The organism is Kitasatospora sp. CM 4170 (genome assembly GCF_032110285.1).
GTDB lineage: Bacteria > Actinomycetota > Actinomycetes > Streptomycetales > Streptomycetaceae > Kitasatospora > Kitasatospora aburaviensis.
Genome location: NZ_CP134877.1, coordinates 4,093,132 through 4,108,742, shown reverse-complemented (window position 1 = coordinate 4,108,742; position 15,611 = coordinate 4,093,132). Strand labels below are relative to the sequence as shown.

Genomic DNA, 15,611 nt, shown 5'->3' with positions numbered 1-15,611 from the left:
CGTTCCGCCCCTCCCCGGCTTCCCTCTCACCGTTCGGCGTACGCGCAGTGGCTGGCTCAACTGCCCTGCCCCAACGTGTGAACCAGGCGAACTCGCCTGATTCGCACCGAGAGGAAGCAACACCCATGCGTGCCACCTGGATGGCCGCCGCGCTGACCGCAGCCATCGTGCTGACCCCGGTCGCCACGGCGTCCGCCACCGCCGCCGGAAACGGATCCGCGGCCCCCCGAACCTCCCCCTTCGCCGCCGCCCTCCCGGGCTCGTCCGCCTTCGCGGCCGTTTCGGCGGTCCCCGTGCGCCCCGTGCTCCCCGCGGTTCCGGCCGTCCCGGCGATCCCGGCAGTGCCCAAGTCCGCCGGAGCCCCGGCGGTCCCCGCCCGCCCGGCCGACGCGCCGCTGCCCGTCACGGTGCCCCCGGCCGCGGACCCGGCGGCCGACGCCCCGGTCCTGCCGGTCACCCCCGAGTTGCCGGCCGCCCCCGAGCTGCCGACCCTGCCGGAGCTGCCCGCCACCCCCGACACGTCCGCGCTCCTCGGGACGGTCGGTGACCTCGCCGACACCGTCACCGGCCTGCTCTCGTCGCTGACGTCCGCGGTCGACCTCGGCGTCGTGCAACAGCTGGTCAGCTCGCTCCAGGCGGTCCTGCAGGGCCTGCTCGGTCAGCTGCCGACTCCGCCGGTGACCGTCCCGGCCCCGCCGACGATCCCCGGCAGCGGCACCCAGACCCGCTCGGACCAGCTCGCCTCCCTCAAGGCGCAGGCCCAGTCCTTGGCCGACACCGTGGCCGCGGCCCGCGCCGCCGCCCTCCACCCCCACCCGACCGCCGGCTGACCGGCCCGGCCGACGCACGAGGCCCCGCTCCCGAACCCGGGACCGGGGCCTCTCCGCACATCCCGCAGGGTCAGCGGTAGTTGACGAACTGGATCGCGAAGTCCAGGTCCTTGCCCTTGAGGAGCGCCTGCACTGCCTGCAGGTCGTCGCGGCTCTTCGAGCTGACCCGCAGCTCGTCGCCCTGGACCTGGGCCTTCACGCCCTTCGGGCCCTCATCGCGGATGATCTTCGCGACCTTCTTGGCATCGTCCTGGGAGATGCCCTCCTTCACGTCCGCGAAGATCTTGTACTCCTTGCCGGACAGCTGCGGCTCCTTGGCGTCCAGCGCCTTCAGCGACAGGCCGCGCTTGATGAACTTGCTCTGCAGCACGTCCAGAATGGCCTTCACGCGCTCCTCGCCGCTGGCCTTCATCTCGATCGTTTCGCCGGAGCGGCTGATCTCGGCGCCGACGTTCTTGAAGTCGAAGCGGGTGGCGATCTCGCGGGAGGTCTGGTTGATCGCGTTGTCGACCTCCTGCCACTCGACCTTCGAGACGATGTCGAAACTGGAGTCGGCCATGGGTGTTGGTCTCCTTGATGCTGTGGCTTCACTGACACGGCCCGCCCCACCGGGCGACCGCCGCCCCAGCCTATCCAGCACCACCCCGCCCCCGCCCGCGACGAGCGCGCCGCGCGCCTTGATCATCACGTGACCAACCGAGTGGCGAACCACCCCCTGGCATCGGGTATCGTTTACGGAGTCGAGCGGGGGAAGCCCACGCGAGACACCAATCCTGGCTGGTTGCCCGAGCGGCCAAAGGGAGCAGACTGTAAATCTGTCGCGCAAGCTACGCAGGTTCGAACCCTGCACCAGCCACAGGATAGAAAACAGGCCCTGATCTGCGGAAACGCAGATCAGGGCCTGTTTCGTTGTGCTCGAACACCGGTCACGCCGGATGGCCGTTTTGCGTGTTTTGTCTCACCTCGTTTCGCCCGGATCCCAGTCCTGACCAGCAGTTCCGGACCAGGTGCGGACCAGAATCAGGAGCCGTCGGGCGCCGGCCGGGGAGCGGGTCGCCGCTGGAGCCGTTCGGTGATCAGCCGGTTGGCGTGGTCCTCGTCACCGTGGATGCACTTGGCGTAGACCCGGAGCAGGACGGCGATGCTGTGCCCCGCGCGACGGGCGCACTCGGCCACCGGCACCCCGGAGGCCAGCCAGAGCGAGATCCCGGCGTGCCGGGCGTCGTACGGGCGCTTGGCGAGCGGGGTGGCCCGCTCCTCCTCGTTGAACACCTCGGCCCGTGCGGCGGCCCAGACGACGCCGTACCCGCTCTCCTGCACCATGCCGTTCCGGAAGGTCCGGAACAGGCGGCCGTCGGGTGCGGTGCCGTGCTGATCGATGTGCTCCCGCAGCAGCTTCACCAGCTCGGGCGGGATCGGGACCGGCCGGGTGGCCTTCTCCGGTCGATGCTTCAGGCTCCGGGGATCGTGGGATGCGCCGCTGTCGGTCCAGGACGATCCGACCCGGGGGCTGTTCCCGTTGAGGTTGAGCTTCCCCCAGCCCTCCGCCGGCAGCACGCACCGGTCCTTGCGGAGGTGGACGACCTCACCCGGACGCATGCCCGCGTAGTACATGCACCCGAAGAACGCCACCAGTCGCGGCCCGCGCCGCCCCTGACGGCCGACGGCTTCCAGCATCGCGGCGGCCTGCTCGGGGCTCATGACGTACTCGGGGTCGACCTCCTCCTCGGTCCGGGGCGGCTGCCACTGCACGGATGACAGAGGGTTGGCGGCCAGGAGCCCGTCCTCGACGGCGCGGCCCAGGACGTGGTTCAGGATCCGGCGCTTCCGGAGCGTGGTGGAGGCGGCGGCCTTTGTGCCGTCAAGCCTTACCGAGAGGGCGGCGAGCAGGCGGCGGACCATCTTCGGGTCCGCCAGCTCGGACACGTCCACGGAGTTCCGCGCCACCCACACCAAGGCCTTGGCGACCTCGGCCGGCGGCTCATCGGTCCAGCGGTTCACGTTGAACGCCCAGCTGTACAGCGCGCGCCGCACGAGCAGCTTGTCCGGCATCCCGGTCTTGCTCTTGACCAGCTCGAACGTGACGCTGGCCAGGGCGTCGGCCCACGTCGTTCGCGTCTTGGCCGGGGCGCCGTCCCATCGGGCCTCGACGTAGTTCCGTCCGTGCTGGTACCAGGTGACGGAGTTCTGCTCCTCCTGGCGCCGGCGAAGCTCCGTGAGCGGGAGGCCCGTCTCGGTGTCGAAGGGCTGGTGCGACGCCGCTGCGACGAGCAGTTCGGCCTTCCGGCCGTCCGCCTGGGTCTTCGTGAGGTAGGACTCGGAGAACTCCCGGCCGTTCACCGTCCACCGGACCATCCACGGTTTGCGACGGTCAGGACGGTGGCGGTGGTCCCAGAACGTGACCTTGTAGGAGGTGGGCATCAGGCGGCCACCTCGCAGGAGTCGAGCCACGTGTCCAGGTCGGCCCGGTCGACCCGGACCTGACCGTTGGGGAGCTTGATGAGGCGCGGGCCCTTGCCCCGGGCGCGCATCCGGTAGAAGGCGGCACGGGACATACCGAGTTCGGCGAGCACGACGGGGAGCTTGAGCAGTTCGCGCTTGGGCATGGCGAAGTCTCCTGCTGTGGGTGCGGATGGTGGTTGCGGAGTGTTGCGAGCCCTCTCGCGGGCGGATGCGGAGGGCGGAAAGCGTCAGGGATGTCAGGGGAACTCGGTGACCTGCCGGTATGGCCCCTGCTGGGGCGTCAGGGATTGTCAGGGATGTCAGGGGATCTCGGTTATCCCTGGCAACCCTGACGTTCCCTGACAGGGCGTCCGGTGACGTTTTGGGCTGGTCAGGGCTTTGTCCTGACATCCCTGACGGTTACGTCGTCGCGTCCGAGCCGGTGGGGGTGCTCACGACCGGGTGGACACGGTAGGTGAGGGCCTGGGGTCGCCCGCGCTGGCCACTGGCGGGGGGCTGGTCGGTGCGGAGCCAGCCGTGCTGTTCGAGCAGCTGCAGGGCAGGCTCGACGTCGGCGACCTTCTTGAAGCGGCGGCTGCTGGCTACGGCGTCGTGGGCCTTGATGTGGGTGCGGTGGGTGCCGTCCTTGCGGGGCCGTTGGAGCCACTGGAGGAGGGCGTGGGCGTCGTCGGTGGCGGGGTCGGCGGCGATGAGGTCGAAGACGGCGAGGGTGTGCGCGGTGAAGTACTCGGCGATCTCGGCCGCGCGGTCGACGGTGGCCGGCTCGACCGGGGCGCGCCAGTCGCCGGCGATGTGGTCGGCGAGGTGGAGCAGGGTGGCGATGCGGGCGATGTGGCCGACGAGCTTGCCGGCCCAGTCCTTGATGTGGGCGAGCGGCTCGTCCGGGCGGAGCTGGACCTCGAACCGCTCCTGGAGCCTCTCGACGGCGAGGTCGGCGGCCTCGGTCATCGTCACGGTGACGGGCTCGTCCAGGGCGGTCAGGGTGTGCAGGAGCGCGGTGAGGCGCACGTCGTAGGTGGTGGCGACCGGCGCGGGGACGGGTGTGGTGCGGATCTTTCGGTAGCCGAGGTTGGAGGGCGGGAGGGAGTAGAGGAAGCGGGCGAGGAGGCCGCGGTCGCGGGCGCCGGGGGCGGCGCCGAGTTCCTGCAGGACGGCCGGCTGCGGGGTGACGCCGATGGTCAGGGCGGGCTTGTCGACGGTGGGCTGCTCGCGGGTGATGCGGTCGGTCTGGAGCCGTTCACCCTTGTGCGCCTGCAGGAAGACGCCGAGGTTGGGCTTGCTGCTGTAGCGGCCGGCGATGCTGTCGAACAGGTCGCCCTCCGGGCTCAGCGCGGCCAGGCAGCGGTGGACGCCGAGGTGGTGGGTGACGGTCTCGGGGGTGAGGTCCCCGGACATCGTCAGGCGCGGAGTGGGCGGGACGGTGATGTCGTCGGCGACCATCCGGGCGGCGGTGATCTCGGCGACCAGGTGCGCGCGGTCGAGGTCGGGGTTCTTGCGTGCCTTGTTCATGAGGGCCTCGACCTCGGCGAGGGCGGTCTCCTTGGCGGTCTGGGCCTCGATGATGGCCATCTTGGCGCCGGCCTGGAGCTCGTCCTCGACCCGGTAGACGGGTCCGGTCATGAACGCGAACACGTCGGACTTGCGGCTGGCCGGGGGCATTGCACAGACCAGGTAGAGGTTGGACTGCTCGCGCCAGCCGGGCCTGATCTCCACGTTGACCCGGCCGCCGGCCGCGGTCGAGAGGGCGGCCAGGGCCATGGTGGCGGCCATGTCGGGCGGGGTCTGGGTGAACTCCGCGACTGCGTCCACGTAGGCGCCGACCCAGTCGGGCAGGGCGTGGACTGGGAAGGTCGGCAGCGCACCGTGGGAGCCGAGCGGGACAGGGTCGAGCCAGGTCTCGCCGGAGGCCAGGTCCGCGAGCGCGGCCAGGGCGGCGGTGCGGACGTCGGAGAGGTCGGCCTGCTGGTCGCCGGCCATGTGGGCGAGGCGGCTGGTGGCGATGTTGATTCGGCGGCGCTCGGCGCCGGCCCGGACGAGGTCGGCGTAGTACTCGCCGTTCGCGGCGGTGGGCGTGGCGGCGATGCAGGTGTGCAGGTAGCCGGGCCCGCCGACCTTGTTCAGGTCGCCCTGGGCGTGCAGGACGTCCGTCAGCAGCAGCGGGTCGACGGGATGCCCGGCCGCGCGCATGCGGGTGATAGTGCGCCAGATCGCCTCGTGGGCGGGGCGGTAGAACACTCCGGGGTCGCCGAGGATTTCGGCGATGGCGGGGATGCGTGTGGGGTCGAGCAGAGCGGCGCCGATGACGGCCTGCTCGGCGGCGAGGACCTCAGTGGGCTCCGGCCGGAACGGGATCACGTTCAGGGGGTTCTCGGTCACCGCTCGTCCTCGTTGGGGAGCTGGTGGTGGTCGAGCCAGGCGAACGCGGACGCGCCCTGGGCGCGGTTGTAGACCTCGATGGCCGCGCCGGGGACGCTGCCGGGGCGGACCCGGGGGTCGATGAGGCTGGCGTAGAGGCGCGTACCGTGGTGCACGCAGGCCTTGGCGGCGTCGCCGTGGCGGTCGAGGACGATCACGGCGTCGCGCGAGCCCTCGCAGGGGCTGGCGTCGCCGAGGTGGGCGGCCTCGCAGCGGGGCTGCGGCGCGGTGGTGTTTCCGGGCATGCTTGAAGACCTCTGGTCTCTGAGAGGGATCGGATCGGTCCCGCAGCAACCGCCAGTCACCCGGCAAGGTCGACGGTTGCTGCGGGGCTTCGTGTCGTGGTGTCAGTCAGTAGAGGGCGCTGGGACGGGTGTGCATCGGGTCGTCGGCGCAGTCCTCGGCCCAGCACTGGTGGGTCCAGCAGGTCCGACGGTCGTCGGCGTGCATGCCGGCGTCGTCCTCGACGAGGGCGGCGGCAAGCTTCTGGTCCATCGGGGTCTCCTCGCGTCGGTGAATCAGGCGGCGTTGGTGCGGCTGACGATGATCGTCCGGGCGGGGTTGTCGGGGTCGGTCCGCATGATGAACCCCTCTCGGGTGGACCACTCCTGACCGTTGTTGGCGTTGTTGTTGTTGCTCTGACCTGCGACAACAACGCGATCAGGGGCACTGTCGGAGGGGGAGGGGAGCGGGGGCACGTCGTCGTGGTGGATGCCGGGCACGCTGACGCCCTCCACGCGCACCCCTCCTCGGACCTCCACACCGGCCTCGTGGAGGAGGCCGCGGACGGCCTTCCCGGACCGCTTCCAGAGGGGGTGGTCGGCAGCCAGGCGGGCGGTCACGGCGGTGAGCGCGACGTGCGTGCCGGCGGCCCCGAGGAGGGCCACCGCGCGGCGGGCGTCGGCGGGGGTCGGGGAGGTCGCCGCCGAGGTCTCGCCGCGGGCCTCGGCGGAGGCCTGATCGGGGGTCGGCGGCGGTTGCTCCGAGACGTCCTCGGCGACGTTCTGCTCGGCCTCCTCCTCCTTCTCCTCGACGGCCTTCTTGCCGGGGGCGGGTGCGTGGATCAGCGCGGCGATCCACCACACGCCGATCAGCAGCCCGATGCCGGGCTCGATGAGGGGGCGGGCGAGGGCCCAGACCAGCGGGCCGCCGACGATCAGCATCAGCGCCGCGGCGCCGGCCGCGTCCCCGGCGCGGCCGCGCTTCTCCTGGCGGGTGGCCTTGGCCTGCTCCGCCTCGATCTCGCGGGCGGTGACCCGGGCGCTCTCCCGGGCGTGGATCATCGCGGCGCGCCGTGTCGGGTCGGGGGTCTCGGCGAGCTTTTTGGCGAACTCGGCGTCGGCCGCCTGGGCGGCCTCGGCGGCGAGCCGTTCCTGGTCCGCCTTGAGTGCGGCGGCCTCGGCCCGGCGCTCGCGCTGGGGGGCCGTCAGCCGGCGGATCAGAACGGGGGTGCCGGCGGCCAGGCCGGTGAGCGGCCACACCAGGGTGGCGCTCAGCTTCTCGGTGGGAAAGATCTTCTCCATCGTCGTCGCCCTCACTTGATGAACGCGCTGATCAGGCCACTGAGGATCGACGAGGGCAGGACCCAGAGCCCGCCGGCGGCGGCGAACAAGCTGGGGGCGACGGCCCCGCACAGCGCGTCCTTCCACGGCTTCGGCTTGAGTCCGAAGACGGCGAGGGTCAGGACGGCGGCGGTCGCGCCGGTCTGCCAGTCCCCCAGGGCGGCGTTGCCCTGGAACGCGTCGCTGAGCTGCGTGCCGATCCCGGCGAGCTGCTGGAACGCCGTGCCCGCGTTCGCGGCGAGCAGGCCGATCCCGAACGCCCAGTAGGGCACGTGATCGTCCTGGACGTTGATCTTGTTCTTGCCGCGGACGCCGACATACAGGTACATGGTCGCGACGGTGGCGGCGCCGCCGGTGCCCAGCGCGATGAGGCTGCTCATGGTGTGTAACTCCTTGGTGGCTAGAAGAGGGGCAGGGCGGCGAAGAGCGGGGAAAGGCCGGTGGCGACGGCGAGGCCGGAGGCGAGCGGGATGCGCAGGGCGACGAGGACCAGGAGGGGTCCGGCGCCCCGGACCTCGCTCACGCGCAGGCGGCCCCGGTCACGGGTGTGCAGGTCGAGGGCCCACCCTGCAGCGGCCAGCAGCAGGCCGACGTATGGCCCGCCGGGCTCGATCAGCGACACCAGGCCGGTGGTGTAGCCGCCCACCGCGCTGATCGCGGTGAGGATCGCCCAGCGGCGGAACCGGACCGCGCGGTCGGAAGGGTCGGCGGCGCGGGCGGCTCGGCGGCGCTCGCGCCGGGCCCGGGTGCGGGCCTCGCGTCGATCGGCCAGCTGCTGCTGACGATGGCGCAGGTCGCGTTGGGCGGGGGTCTCCCCGGCCGCGGCGCGCTCCCGGTCCTCCAAGGCGCGAGCGCGCTGCTTGGCGAGCTCGCGCTCGGACTCCCGGCGCTGGGCCCGGTCCTCCGGGGTCTCGGAGATCCGCTCGGCGAGCAGATCGGCGAAGCCGACCAGGTCGTCCTGCCGGGTGGGGCGGTCGGGGGCGAGGACGTCCTCGACGCGGTGGCGTTCGGCGCGCTCATTGGAGGTCTCCCCGACCTTGCCGAGCGCCGAGTCCATCCGGGCACGCTGCGCGGCGAGCAGGTCCTCGTACTCGACCTGCTGGCGGGCGGCGCGCTGGGCCTCGCTCTCGGTGAGGAGCTGTCCGACCTGGGAGGTGATCGTCGAGGCCTGCTCGGACAGGATCCGGCCGAACGGGGCCCAGAACGCGTGCGCGGCGTCCTCCATGGAGGCAGCCTGGGCGGGGCCGGCGTCGATCGGGACCGGGATGTGGACGTCGGGCTCCGGCTGGACCGGGGCGGGGATGCGGGGGCCGGACTTGCGCCACCACTCGTCCACCGGCTCCGGGTCGGAGCCCGGCATGCCGGCGGTGGGCGGCTCGGTCGGGGGCGGGGGGATCGTCACCGGAGCCACCCCCGGCGGGCCAACTCACAAAGGCCCCACACGGCGAGCCCGACGTCGACCAGGATCAGCAGCAGGCAGAGCAGGTAGATCACGGCTGTGTCCTCTTGGGAGAGAAGAGGGCCCGGCTGGGGCCGGGCCCTCGACGGCGGGTCAGGAGGAGCGCCACCAGGCGCGGACGGGGTTGGCCTCCAGGGCCGTGGTGCGGCGGGTCTTGGCGTCCATGGCGGCGTGCCCGGCGCGGTCCGCCTCGCGGACGGCCTTCGCCCTCCGCTGCTGGCGGGACTGCGCGGGCTGGGCGGGCTGCTTCTTGCCGAAGCCGAGCATCAGGAGCCCTCCCCGATCCGGCCGACCAGCACGAACGGCTCGCCGTCCAGCTCGCAGAGCGCGCGGAACTCGGCGGGGCACCGGCCGTCGGCGGAGGCGTCGGAGACTGTCAGGCGGCGGCACCAGGTCTCGCGGAGCAGGCCGGCGACCTCATCGATCGTCAGCGGCTCGGAGAGGCGGTAGGCGAGGCCGCCGCGGTCGAGGCGGGCGATGCCCAGGCCGGGCACTTCCTTGAGCGTGTTCACCGGGCACCGCCCCTCGCGCCGAGGAGGCGGGTGAGCAGGCGATCGGCGGCACCGGCCGCCTGGTCGCGGTCCTCGTCGGTGATGGGCGGGATGGGAGGCGGGGTACTGGTCAGGCTCATGACACTGCCCTCGATGTGCGAGTGGTGGGGCGAAGCTGGGTCAGCTGGTGGTCAGGCGGGGGGAGTAACCGGAGGCGATCAGCTCGGCCGCCTCGGCCCGGCGCCCGGAGGCGGTGGCGAGGGAGACGTCGAGGGCGTCGGCGATGGACTGGAGGGTGACGGCCTCGGGGTTGCCGCCGGCCGTGAGGACCATCCGGGCGACGCGGCGGGTGGCGCGGGCGGCGGGGGTCAGCTTCGCCGCGTCCTCCGCTTCAACCGCGTGCAGCTCGGCTTCAGCCGCGCGTCGGCGGGCTTCAGCAGCACGCAACCGAGCTGCCTCGGCGGCCTCTTCGGTGTCGGCCTGGGCGCGCTTGGCGGCGGCCGTGTCGCGCTCGGCTTCAGCCGTGCGGCGGCCCGCTTCAGCGGCGGCCTCCTCCACTTCAGCCGCGTGCTTGGCCGTTTCAGCCGCGCTCAGACGAGCGGCCTGGGCGGCTTGTTCGTTCTCGGCGCGGGCCCGCTCGACGGCGGCCGCCTCGCGGTCTGTTTCAGCGGCGCGGCGTCGAGTTTCAGCGGCGACCTGCTCCGTTTCAGCGGCGGTGCGGTGGGTTTCAGCGGCGCGCCGGCGGGCCTCGGCGGCCTGCTGTTCAGCGGCGGCGGCCTTCAGCTCCTCCTCTGCCTGGTCGAGCCGTTCGGCGGCCTCCGCCTCCCGGCCGGCGGCCAACGTCCGGGCTTGAGCCTGCGCCCGGGCGGCGGCGGTTTCGGCGCCGACCTCGTACCCGGCCGCCTCGATGCGGCCTGCCATGCGAAGGCTGGAGATCCGGGCATCGGCAGTCCGGGCCTCGGCGCGGGCGGTGACCTCGGCCTCGAATGCGGCCCGCCGTTCGGCCCGCAGGCGGGCGCGTTCCTCGGCTTCCAGCGGCAGGGCCAGGGCCTCGTCCACGCTCAGCCCGAAGCGCTCCATGGTGAGGGGAAGTCGCTGGTCAGCGGGAGCATTGCGCCAGTCGCCCTCGTGCTCGCGCTCCAGCATCACCCGGTAGACGAGGCGTTCGCGTTCCAGCTCGACCGCCTGGTCGTAGCTGGCGATGCCGTTGAGGCGCATCTGCCGGTACATCCGAAAGGACGGCCACGGGGCGAGGATCCAGCGGTGCAGCGGCACCCCGTCGTGCTGGTGGCCGGACTCGATCCGGGTGATCCGGATGACCAGGCGCCGCCCGGCCTCCACCACCGCGACGAACATGATCGGGATGACCGCGTGCATCGCGGTGCCGGTCGGGTTCTTCAGCAGCGGCCCGGCGGAGGCGGCGTTGAAGTAGATCGTCGCGGCGGTGAAGCCGTGAGCCAGCAGCCGCAGCATCGGCCACGGAGTGCCCTTGCGGATCAGGTGCAGATCCATCGCGAGCAGGGCCACGATCCCGGCGTCCACACCGACCGGGAACGCGTAGCTGAAGTCCCCGAAGCCGTGCCTGAAGCCGAGAACCCGCAGCGCGGTGTACGAGCCGCTGAAGCCGATGCCGGCCAGTGCCGCGCCGCCGACCGCGGCCAGGATCGTCAGCCCCAGCATCAGCGCGCCGGGGGTCGTCGCCGACGCGGTTGAAGCGGCGGGCCGTGTGGCTGAAACGGCCGCCGGCGCGGCCATGGTCGTCACGCGGCCACCCGCTCGACGCTCACCGTGCGGCGGACGACCGCCGGGAATCGCAGCGGCACCGGCGCCATCCTCAGCAGCCGCTCGGCGTAGGCGGCCAGCTCCGGGTCCTCCCGGCGCAGGTCCGCCAGCACCGCGTGCGCCACGTCCAACCGGGCCTGGCGCTCGATCGCCGACTCGCCGTGTACACCGGCGAACAGCTCCTCGTCCACGCCCAACGCCAGTTCCACGAACTGACCGGAGTCCAAGGCGTGTTGACCTGCAACAATCGACTTCACGGGTCTACCTCTTCCAGTGGGAGGTGGGCCCCAGGGGCTGCCGCGCGCCCGGCCAAGGAAAGCGCGGCGGCCCCGAATCCAGGGCCAGCTACTCGTCATGTCACGAGCAGCCATGACCCCCGACCCGCCGCGGGCGGCACGGATCGGGGACCAAAGACACTCGTTCGCTGAGACCGCGCCGGTCCGGAGCCGAGGAGTTCGGCGGTGAACTGGCGGGGGGTGCGTCTTCAAGGCAGACGCGGACCTCTCGGTCCATGCCATCCGCATGCCAAGGCGCGGTCGACCTCGGCCCGATCTGTCCCGGGCCCCTTCGCCTATCCCCATAGGCGCATTTGCGCAGCTCAGAGCAGCCCAAAGAAGGCCCCTCTGTGTCGCCCCTGTCTCACTTGGTGCGGCACTCACAACATAGACAACCTGCTTAGGCAGGTCAAGAGAGTTGGGTTTCTCGCGCCTGTTGGGCACCTCCCCTAGCATTGGCCCATGGCCCTAGACCCGGATGACTCTCGCCCCCCGTATCAGCAGGTCGGCAGCTCTCTGCGGGCCTCGATCCTCACGAAGAAGCCGGGCTTCGAGACCGGCGACAAGCTTCCTTCCGGCCCCGAGCTGGCGAAGCACTTCGGCGTGGCGCGCGGCACGGTGGACAAGGCGCTCGACCTGCTCCGCACCGAGGGGCTGATCGTGACCCGGCAGGGGAGCGGTTCCTTCGTCCGCGAGAGGACCTCTCGACCGGTCGGGCTGCGACCCCACCTTGAGGCGGCCTTCGAGCAGCAGCAGGTGACCCTCGACTTCGCCGGATTCTCCAGCGAGACGCTGCACAACGCGCTCCAGGAGCCGCTCGACAAGGTTCGCTCCGGCCGTCTGGCGCCGGAGTCCATCACGATCCGGCTGCTGCTGCCGGACACCACGGCACCGATGGCCGTGCCGGTCCTGGTCGACGGGCTCCAGGACGAGGCCGCCCTCCGGGAGCGCGCGCGCAACATCGCCCTGACGAACGCCGGCGGGATCGCCCACTCGGTGGAGATGCTGGCGGAGCTGGGCCTCGTCCAGAAGGCGAGCGTCCAGGTCAAGGTGCACCGGGCGTCCAGCCTGTTCAAGCTGTACATCCTGAACCGGTCTGAGGCGTTCTTCGGCTTCTACCCGCTCCGCGAGCGCACCGTAGCGATCGACGGCACGGCCCACACCTTCTACGACGTGACCGGCAAGGACACCACCCTGTTCCACCACGCCGCCGGCCCGGACGACGCCTCGCTCGGATCGCAGTACGTCCAGCAGGCCCAGATGTGGTTCGACAGCGTGTGGAGCACGATCGCCTACGAGCGGCAGTCATGAGCGCCACCCCTCAGCAACTCGCTGCCGTGCTGCGGCCGGTGAAGCACGTGCTCCTCGACTTCGACGGCCCCGTGTGCTCGGTCTTCGCCGGCCTGCCCGCTCCGGAAGTCGCGCGCCGACTTCGTGAGGGCCTGCTCGCCAGCGGCGAGCAGGCCCCGGCCGGGGCGGAGGAGGAGACCGACCCGCTCGCCCTGCTCCGGCTAATCTCAGATGCCCGGCCCGACCTCACGGAGAGCACGGACGCCGCGCTGGCCGCGCTGGAGACCGAAGCTGTTCGGGTAGCCCGCCCGACCCCGGGCGGAGAATCGGTTCTGCGCACTGCTGTCCGCTCCGGCCGGCTGGCCTCCGTGGTCAGCAACAACGCGGGCATGGCCATCGAGGCCTACCTGACCGAGCACGGTCTCAGCGACTACGTGGCCGGCGTCTTCGGGCGCGCCCCGGGCGACCCCTCGTCAATGAAGCCGAACCCGCGCCTCCTGCTCGAAGCCATGGACGCCGCTGGCACCAGGCCGGAGCACTGCATCTTCATCGGCGACGCGGCCCGCGACATCGAGGCAGGGACGGCCGCTGGCATCCCGACGATCGGCTACGCCAACAAGCCGGGGAAGGCCGAAAAGCTGGGCGCTGCTGGCGCCGTGGTGATCGTGGACTCGATGGAGCTCATCGCGGACGCCCTGACCCGATGAACAAGTTCTGATTAGGCACCCTGCTGGCCTGCGAACGGATCCGATTCCGGCTCGCTGGCCAGCAGGATCGCTGTCGCCGGTTGTCATCGTTGATTGGCGCTGGCTGACCTCACGCGGCCCAGAGACGGTCCCGGGACTCACTGCCCGGGGCCGTCTGCGTTGGTTGGCACCTTGCAGGCCGGGACTTACGTCGCCCAGTGGCCAAATCCGCTTGATGGGCGCCAGCCCGTGCGGAACCCCTCGGAGACATGGACGACACCGCTGATGAGATCGGGCTGTCTCGCAGGCTGAGTGAAGCACCCGGTTCGAGAGCTATCGCACGTCATCGCCCATGCAGCTCACCACAGGCGGCGCTCATGAGATCCCCATGCGATGTTGGTCGGACCAGGGATGCTCAGAAAGAGGCATGGTCGGTGTGAGTTACTACGCGAGAGGAAGACGCGAACGCCTGCAACTTGCACTGGATACGCTGAATCGCTACTTCGAGGAACTCAGTAAGTCGATCGATTCGCAGCAAACCAGGGCGGGTAATCTCGTCGCGATTTCAGCTTTTGTTGTCACCTTCGCTTCGGCCTCCGGATTCATCGGCAAGGACGCTGCTCTAAGATTTCCGGCGTGGGCATCTACGGCCCTATGGGCCGTCATTGCTGTGCAAGTGATCGCTGTGGCGTATGTCCTGCTTCCTCGCCCCTACGTGCGAGGACCAGACGTCAAGGAAATGATGGAAGGAGACGCTTCCGAGCCGTGGTTGACAGATGATCGGATCGCAGATCTCCGTATAAAGCTAAATTCAACCGCGAAAATGTATCGCCACTCAGGCATTGCTTACGAATTTGCCCTACTGTGCCTACTGGGCGAGATTTCAGTGATTCTGGCTGCGGTCATCTCTTCAACCTAGGGGAGTGTCGATGGACAAGCAGGAGGCATATTCCTTCTTTGGTCGTCGCAGAAAGAAGGGTAATTCTGCAGATCAAGGGGTTTTCGAGTACACCGGTCGGTACATGATCTCGCTTGACCCGAGTAATCAGGAGAGCGGGCTGAACGCACTACGGTCCTCCGCCGGCGTCGCGGCCGTCGAACGAGTCCGAGGAGCTGACTTCATGAACGTCGCCGAACTCCTCGAGCGCCCCGACGTCTCGGTGTTCTTCGAAGACCTCGCCGTCGCGGTCGTCGAGGTGCGGCCCGAGCAGCGGCACGCGCTGGTGACCGCGGCCGAGGCGGAGCCGTCGATCATCGCGGCGGAGCCGGAGCGCGTGGTATATGCCATGACGAGCGCCGGCCCGACGCAGGCGCGGACCGAGTTCTATCCGGCGTACCGCAGCGACGAGGACGTCGTTGCAGGCCAGACCAGGGCCGAGACCGCCATGGCACAGGGCCCTGCCTGGGACGAGCAGAGCTTCACCTGGGGCCTGCAGGCGATCCGGGCCACCGAGTCCGGACTGACCGGACGCGGTGTGAGGGTCGCCGTCCTGGACACGGGCGTGGACACCGATCACCCCGACCTGGTCGGGTGCATCGAGGAGAAGATGTCCTTCGTGGCCGGCGAGGCGGTCGAGGACGGCGCCGGCCACGGCACGCACTGCATCGGCATCGTCGCCGGTCCGGCCCGCCCCCAGCAGGGACCCCGCTACGGCGTGGCCTGCGACGCCCAGATCCTCGCCGCCAAGGTGCTCAGCAACGCGGGCAGCGGCTTCGACGGCCAGATCCTAGCGGGCATCGCCTGGGCCATCGCCCGGGGCGCTCGGGTGATCTCCATGTCACTCGGCGCTCCGGTCCAACAGGGTGAGCCCTTCCCGCAGACTTACGAGATCCTGGCCCAGCGCGCGCTCGAGCGCGGGGCGGTGATCGTCGCCGCCGCGGGCGACGACAGCCAGCGGCCCCTGAGCATCAAGCCCGTCAGCCGACCCGCCAACTGCCCTTCAATCCTTGCGGTGGCCGCGCTCGACAAGTCGCTCGCCCCATCGTTCTTCTCCAATGGCGGCATCAACGACCAGGGCGGCGAGGTAAACATCGCCGCACCCGGCAGGGATGTGCACTCGGCCGCCCCCGACGGCGGGTACCAGACCATGAACGGCACGAGCATGGCCACGCCGCACGTTGCTGGTGTCTTGGCCCTGCTGGCCGAGGCACACCCAGACGCTTCCGCGGCCGATCTCGTGGCCGGTCTGAAGGCCGGCGCGTTCCCGCTGACGCAGCCAACCAGGGACATCGGCGCGGGCCTCCTCCGGGCCCCGTGAGCGGGTCGAGCAGGTGAGTGAAGCCGCCGCCGACAGAATCGTCGCGCCCGGGCTCGACTGGGCAACAGCGTAGCGAAATGCCGCAGTCCCCGGGGCGGAT

At 70.8% G+C, this 15,611-nt stretch carries 19 protein-coding genes and 1 tRNA gene; 6 read left to right on the top strand and 14 right to left on the bottom strand.

Features of this window, described 5'->3' with window-relative positions:
* Positions 1-125 precede the first annotated feature (125 nt).
* Complete coding sequence (locus tag RMN57_RS17240) at positions 126-830, top strand: hypothetical protein (RefSeq protein ID WP_313764248.1); 705 nt, start codon at positions 126-128, stop codon at positions 828-830.
* Between the two features lie 70 nt (positions 831-900).
* Here the strand turns inward: RMN57_RS17240 and RMN57_RS17235 are convergent, their stop codons facing one another.
* On the bottom strand, positions 901-1,389 hold the full coding sequence (locus RMN57_RS17235) for a YajQ family cyclic di-GMP-binding protein (protein ID WP_313764247.1): 489 nt from the start codon (positions 1,387-1,389) through the stop codon (positions 901-903).
* A 216-nt stretch (positions 1,390-1,605) separates the two neighbouring features.
* On the opposite strand from RMN57_RS17235, the gene RMN57_RS17230 reads away from it, so the two are divergent.
* Positions 1,606-1,686: transfer RNA gene (locus RMN57_RS17230), tRNA-Tyr, on the top strand.
* A gap of 164 nt (positions 1,687-1,850) precedes the next feature.
* Here RMN57_RS17230 and RMN57_RS17225 read toward each other — a convergent pair.
* The 13 genes from RMN57_RS17225 to RMN57_RS17165 all read right to left on the bottom strand — a co-directional run bounded on the left by RMN57_RS17225 (position 1,851) and on the right by RMN57_RS17165 (position 11,229).
* Positions 1,851-3,251, bottom strand: a complete 1,401-nt coding sequence (locus RMN57_RS17225; RefSeq protein WP_313764246.1) for a site-specific integrase — start codon at positions 3,249-3,251, stop codon at positions 1,851-1,853.
* Positions 3,251-3,436, bottom strand: a complete 186-nt coding sequence (locus tag RMN57_RS17220; protein WP_313764245.1) for a helix-turn-helix domain-containing protein — start codon at positions 3,434-3,436, stop codon at positions 3,251-3,253. The genes RMN57_RS17225 and RMN57_RS17220 overlap by 1 nt, the downstream gene beginning before the upstream one ends.
* Before the next feature lie 256 nt (positions 3,437-3,692).
* A complete protein-coding gene (locus tag RMN57_RS17215; protein WP_313764244.1) occupies positions 3,693-5,669 on the bottom strand; it encodes a DUF3987 domain-containing protein in 1,977 nt (658 codons plus the stop codon).
* Complete coding sequence (locus tag RMN57_RS17210) at positions 5,666-5,953, bottom strand: hypothetical protein (protein WP_313764243.1); 288 nt, start codon at positions 5,951-5,953, stop codon at positions 5,666-5,668. Before RMN57_RS17210 ends, RMN57_RS17215 begins: the two co-directional genes overlap by 4 nt.
* A gap of 106 nt (positions 5,954-6,059) precedes the next feature.
* The gene (locus tag RMN57_RS17205) at positions 6,060-6,203 is read right to left on the bottom strand and encodes a hypothetical protein (protein ID WP_313764242.1); all 144 of its coding nucleotides are present in this window, start codon (positions 6,201-6,203) and stop codon (positions 6,060-6,062) included.
* A gap of 23 nt (positions 6,204-6,226) precedes the next feature.
* Positions 6,227-7,231 (bottom strand): hypothetical protein, encoded by a 1,005-nt coding sequence (locus tag RMN57_RS17200; RefSeq protein ID WP_313764241.1) that lies wholly within the window; start codon positions 7,229-7,231, stop codon positions 6,227-6,229.
* Between the two features lie 11 nt (positions 7,232-7,242).
* Positions 7,243-7,650, bottom strand: a complete 408-nt coding sequence (locus RMN57_RS17195) for a hypothetical protein (RefSeq protein ID WP_313764240.1) — start codon at positions 7,648-7,650, stop codon at positions 7,243-7,245.
* Between the two features lie 20 nt (positions 7,651-7,670).
* Positions 7,671-8,672 carry a hypothetical protein gene (locus tag RMN57_RS17190; RefSeq protein ID WP_313764239.1) on the bottom strand — a complete coding sequence of 334 codons (1,002 nt, stop codon included), beginning with the start codon at positions 8,670-8,672 and terminating at the stop codon, positions 7,671-7,673.
* Between the two features lie 150 nt (positions 8,673-8,822).
* Complete coding sequence (locus RMN57_RS17185; RefSeq protein ID WP_313764238.1) at positions 8,823-8,996, bottom strand: hypothetical protein; 174 nt, start codon at positions 8,994-8,996, stop codon at positions 8,823-8,825.
* Entirely contained in the window at positions 8,996-9,241 is a 246-nt protein-coding gene (locus RMN57_RS17180) for a hypothetical protein (RefSeq protein ID WP_313764237.1), read from the bottom strand. The genes RMN57_RS17185 and RMN57_RS17180 overlap by 1 nt, the downstream gene beginning before the upstream one ends.
* A complete protein-coding gene (locus tag RMN57_RS17175; protein WP_313764236.1) occupies positions 9,238-9,360 on the bottom strand; it encodes a hypothetical protein in 123 nt (40 codons plus the stop codon). Before RMN57_RS17175 ends, RMN57_RS17180 begins: the two co-directional genes overlap by 4 nt.
* 40 nt (positions 9,361-9,400) lie before the next feature.
* Positions 9,401-10,900: a DUF2637 domain-containing protein gene (locus tag RMN57_RS17170; RefSeq protein ID WP_313764235.1), complete on the bottom strand. Its 1,500-nt coding sequence runs from the start codon at positions 10,898-10,900 to the stop codon at positions 9,401-9,403.
* Between the two features lie 80 nt (positions 10,901-10,980).
* Complete coding sequence (locus tag RMN57_RS17165) at positions 10,981-11,229, bottom strand: hypothetical protein (protein WP_313764234.1); 249 nt, start codon at positions 11,227-11,229, stop codon at positions 10,981-10,983.
* A 510-nt stretch (positions 11,230-11,739) separates the two neighbouring features.
* Here RMN57_RS17165 and RMN57_RS17160 point away from each other — a divergent pair.
* The 4 genes from RMN57_RS17160 to RMN57_RS17145 all read left to right on the top strand — a co-directional run bounded on the left by RMN57_RS17160 (position 11,740) and on the right by RMN57_RS17145 (position 15,511).
* Positions 11,740-12,588 (top strand): GntR family transcriptional regulator, encoded by an 849-nt coding sequence (locus RMN57_RS17160; protein WP_313764233.1) that lies wholly within the window; start codon positions 11,740-11,742, stop codon positions 12,586-12,588.
* Positions 12,585-13,274 carry an HAD-IA family hydrolase gene (locus tag RMN57_RS17155; RefSeq protein ID WP_313764232.1) on the top strand — a complete coding sequence of 230 codons (690 nt, stop codon included), beginning with the start codon at positions 12,585-12,587 and terminating at the stop codon, positions 13,272-13,274. The genes RMN57_RS17160 and RMN57_RS17155 overlap by 4 nt, the downstream gene beginning before the upstream one ends.
* A 415-nt stretch (positions 13,275-13,689) precedes the next feature.
* Entirely contained in the window at positions 13,690-14,172 is a 483-nt protein-coding gene (locus RMN57_RS17150) for a hypothetical protein (protein WP_313764231.1), read from the top strand.
* Between the two features lie 10 nt (positions 14,173-14,182).
* Entirely contained in the window at positions 14,183-15,511 is a 1,329-nt protein-coding gene (locus tag RMN57_RS17145) for a S8 family serine peptidase (RefSeq protein WP_313764230.1), read from the top strand.
* Positions 15,512-15,611: the final 100 nt, after the last annotated feature.

Coding starts and splice junctions, on each gene's coding strand:
- RMN57_RS17235 (WP_313764247.1), bottom strand. CDS start 1,389: ATGGCCGACTCCAGTTTCGACATCGTCTCGAAGGTCGAGTGGCAGGAG.
- RMN57_RS17205 (WP_313764242.1), bottom strand. CDS start 6,203: ATGGACCAGAAGCTTGCCGCCGCCCTCGTCGAGGACGACGCCGGCATG.
- RMN57_RS17145 (WP_313764230.1), top strand. CDS start 14,183: ATGGACAAGCAGGAGGCATATTCCTTCTTTGGTCGTCGCAGAAAGAAG.
- RMN57_RS17195 (WP_313764240.1), bottom strand. CDS start 7,650: ATGAGCAGCCTCATCGCGCTGGGCACCGGCGGCGCCGCCACCGTCGCG.
- RMN57_RS17185 (WP_313764238.1), bottom strand. CDS start 8,996: ATGCTCGGCTTCGGCAAGAAGCAGCCCGCCCAGCCCGCGCAGTCCCGC.
- RMN57_RS17220 (WP_313764245.1), bottom strand. CDS start 3,436: ATGCCCAAGCGCGAACTGCTCAAGCTCCCCGTCGTGCTCGCCGAACTC.
- RMN57_RS17240 (WP_313764248.1), top strand. CDS start 126: ATGCGTGCCACCTGGATGGCCGCCGCGCTGACCGCAGCCATCGTGCTG.
- RMN57_RS17200 (WP_313764241.1), bottom strand. CDS start 7,231: ATGGAGAAGATCTTTCCCACCGAGAAGCTGAGCGCCACCCTGGTGTGG.
- RMN57_RS17170 (WP_313764235.1), bottom strand. CDS start 10,900: ATGCTGGGGCTGACGATCCTGGCCGCGGTCGGCGGCGCGGCACTGGCC.
- RMN57_RS17225 (WP_313764246.1), bottom strand. CDS start 3,251: ATGCCCACCTCCTACAAGGTCACGTTCTGGGACCACCGCCACCGTCCT.
- RMN57_RS17155 (WP_313764232.1), top strand. CDS start 12,585: ATGAGCGCCACCCCTCAGCAACTCGCTGCCGTGCTGCGGCCGGTGAAG.
- RMN57_RS17160 (WP_313764233.1), top strand. CDS start 11,740: ATGGCCCTAGACCCGGATGACTCTCGCCCCCCGTATCAGCAGGTCGGC.
- RMN57_RS17175 (WP_313764236.1), bottom strand. CDS start 9,360: ATGAGCCTGACCAGTACCCCGCCTCCCATCCCGCCCATCACCGACGAG.
- RMN57_RS17210 (WP_313764243.1), bottom strand. CDS start 5,953: ATGCCCGGAAACACCACCGCGCCGCAGCCCCGCTGCGAGGCCGCCCAC.